This window comes from Collinsella sp. AM42-18AC (genome assembly GCF_003467965.1).
Lineage (GTDB): Bacteria > Actinomycetota > Coriobacteriia > Coriobacteriales > Coriobacteriaceae > Collinsella.
On the sequence record NZ_QSFY01000026.1, the window covers coordinates 4,389 to 6,592 of the forward strand.

The window sequence follows — 2,204 nt, forward strand, 5'->3', positions numbered from 1 at the left end:
CGGCTGCTTCCCCAAGTTCGATCTGTTTATCGAGCAGACCAAGGACATCTGGAAGGACATGCTCGATATCCGCAAGCGCTTCGAGCCGCGCGCCGAGGAGCTCGCCAAGAAGTACGCCCTGGCCCCCTACACCATGTTCATCGGCTCCGGCGCCCTGTGGGGCGAGACGATCCTGTTCTCGATGTGCATCCTCGAGGAGATGCAGTGGAAGCGCACCCGCTACATCACCTCGGCCGACTTCTTCCACGGCACCCTCGAGCTCGTGGAGCCCGGCGTCCCGGTCTTCCTGTTCATGGGCGAGGACGAGAACCGCAAGCTCGACGAGCGCGTCCGCGCGTTCCTGACCCGCGGCGTGACCGGCGACACCGACGTCAACGTCATCGACACCGCCGAGTTCGCGATCCCCGGCCTTGACGACGAGTTCCGCGTCATCGTCTCCCCGTGGATTCTGACGGTGCTCGTGACCGACCGCCTGGCTCGCTACTACGAGACGGTCACCAAGCACAACCTCAAGTATCGTCGCTACTATCACCAGTTCGACTACTAAAGAAAACGGGTGCGGGAACGTGCCGGGCTATTGAGAGGAACACAGAATGAGACAGTACATCATCGCCAGCCATGCGCACTTCGCTACCGGCATCAAGGAGAGCGTCGAGCTGCTCTCGGGCGCTCGCGACAACGTCCACGATCTTTCGATGTTCGTCGATGGCCGCATGGACGTGGCCGAGGAGGCCCAAAAACTGCTGGCAGGCATGTCTGCCGACGATGATGTCGTTGTCTGCACCGACCTCTTTGGCGGCAGCGTCAACAACGAGTTCACCAAGATCGTCCAGACGCGTCCCCGCACGTACCTCGTTACCAACATGAACCTTCCTCTCCTCATCCAGTTGCTGTTCTCTGACGAGTCGGCGCCGGTTGAGGAGACGATTCGCGCCATCGTCGCTGCGGACGATACGCGCGTGAAGTTTGTCAACGATCTTTTGGTCGATGACGACGAGGAAGAAGAGTTCTAATCCGCAGCACCTACTGACACGCCGTAAGACGGTACAAGACCTTTGGGGGGTCACATTATGATTCAGCTACTTCGCGTTGACCATCGCCTGCTTCATGGCCAGGTCGCAGTTTCCTGGGTTCAGGGCCTTGGCTCCAACTGCATCTTCTGCGTGGGCGATAAGGTCGCTAACGACCCGGTGTGGAAGACGACGCTCAAGATGGGCAAGCCTGCCGGCTGCAAGCTCGTCATCAAAGATATGGAGCATGCAATCGAAGCTATCAACTCGGGCGTGACCGACAAGTACAAGATGATCATCTGTGTCGCCACTATTGCTGAGGCAAAGCAGCTTGTTGAGGGCTGCCCGCAGATCAAGTCGGTCAACCTGGGCAACACCAAGCCCAAGGACGAGAAGCGTCCCGATGCGCGTCAGGTCTCTCGTCAGATCTTCCTGACCGCGGCCGAGGAAGCCGATGTGCGCGAGATGCTGGATCGTGGCGTTGAGGTCGAGATTCGACCCCTGGCCGATGACCCCAAGGTTGACTGCGCCAGCGTGCTCTAGGCGTTCAATTTCGAAGAGTCTGAGCTCTTCGTAGTTTCCTATTAGGAAAGGGGGATATATGCTTACCCAAGCAATCCTCATCGGACTTATCGCCGCATTTGGTAAGTTCGACTTCCAGCTCGGTACGCTCTATGCGTTCCGCCCCATCGTCCTGTGCCCGCTCGTGGGCCTGGTGCTGGGGGACCTGCAGTCCGGCCTCGCGATCGGCGCCAGCCTGGAGCTGCTGTTCATGGGCTCGATCTCCATCGGCGCCTACGTGCCGCCTGATGAGACGATCGGCGGCGTGCTCGCCTGCGCCTTCGCTATCCAGCTGGGCCAGAGCACCGAGGCAGCCATCGCGCTTGCCATGCCCATCGCCACGCTGTGCCTTGCCATCAAGAACATCCTCAACGCCGCCCTGCCGATCCTGGTTGACCGCGCTGATGTCTTCTCCGGCCAGGGCAACCTTAAGGGTGTCTATGCGATGCACTTCCTGATCGGTTTGACCGGTATCATCATGGCGTTCCTGCTGTGCTCGCTGTCGTTCTATCTGGGTGCTGACGCCATCCAGGGCATGCTCGACTTCATCCCGCCCTTTGTCCTTGCTGGCTTTGGCGTTGCCGCCAACATCCTGCCTGCCATGGGCTTCGCCATGCTCGGCCGCCTGGTGCT

At 59.9% G+C, this 2,204-nt stretch carries 4 protein-coding genes; all 4 read left to right on the plus strand.

The features are described from left to right. The coding region (locus tag DW913_RS09815; protein WP_369832282.1) for an SIS domain-containing protein at positions 1-547 on the plus strand (547 nt) is incomplete at its 5' end. A gap of 46 nt (positions 548-593) precedes the next feature. Beyond that, on the plus strand, positions 594-1,013 hold the full coding sequence (locus DW913_RS09820; protein ID WP_035137739.1) for a PTS sugar transporter subunit IIA: 420 nt from the start codon (positions 594-596) through the stop codon (positions 1,011-1,013). A 57-nt stretch (positions 1,014-1,070) separates the two neighbouring features. Beyond that, a complete protein-coding gene (locus DW913_RS09825; protein ID WP_099432286.1) occupies positions 1,071-1,553 on the plus strand; it encodes a PTS sugar transporter subunit IIB in 483 nt (160 codons plus the stop codon). 58 nt (positions 1,554-1,611) lie between these two features. Beyond that, on the plus strand, positions 1,612-2,204 hold a 593-nt coding region (locus tag DW913_RS09830), incomplete at its 3' end, for a PTS sugar transporter subunit IIC (RefSeq protein WP_147349649.1).